Genomic DNA, 649 nt, shown 5'->3' with positions numbered 1-649 from the left:
CCACAGCCATTCCCCAGCGCTTCGGCCTGCTGCGCTGACGGTCCGGCAGAATGGGCTGCCACCCCCGCTGACCGGCAGGGTACGGTCCTGCCATGACCATGATCCGTTCAACCCAGCCGGTGACGCCGGACGACCTCGACCTGGCCGTTCGGCTCGCCGTCGACACCCTGCGCGCGGCGCCCGAGGCGGGCTGGGACCAGCCGGCCGGTTCGCTGGAGTGGACGTGCTGGGAGACCGCCGAGCACCTGGCCGACGACCTCTTCTCGTACGCCGCCCAGATCGGCCCGCGGACCCCGCCGCTGGAACGTGAGGTGCCGTTCAGCTGGACACGGACGCGGGCCGGCGGCCCCGCCAACGCGATCGGCGTCGACCGTGCGGCCGGGCCCGCCGGGATGCTCCAGGTGCTGGAGACCACCGGTGCGCTGCTGGTCGCGATGGCTCGCTGCACGCCGCCGCAGGTCCGGGCGCACCACATCTTCGGCATCTCCGACCCCGAGGGCTTCACCGCCATGGGCATCGTGGAGATCCTGGCCCACACCCACGACCTGGCCGAGGGCTTCGGCCTGCCGTGGGCCCCGCCCGCCGAGCTCTGCGAACGGGTGCTGGCCCGGCTCTTCCCCGACTCCCCCGCCGACGCCGAGCCCTGGCC

The 649-nt window shown here is 74.0% G+C and carries 1 protein-coding gene; it reads left to right on the top strand.

Translation table 11 applies throughout. From position 1 onward, the window contains the following. Positions 1 to 92: 92 nt before the first annotated feature. Positions 93 to 649: hypothetical protein (locus ABD323_RS43455; RefSeq protein WP_425556358.1), on the top strand; the 557-nt coding region annotated here is incomplete at its 3' end.

It is taken from the genome of Kitasatospora nipponensis (assembly GCF_039528135.1).
GTDB classification, from domain to species: domain Bacteria; phylum Actinomycetota; class Actinomycetes; order Streptomycetales; family Streptomycetaceae; genus Kitasatospora; species Kitasatospora nipponensis.
Note: the sequence above shows the minus strand (reverse complement) of the source record. Positions and strands in the feature narration are given on the sequence as shown.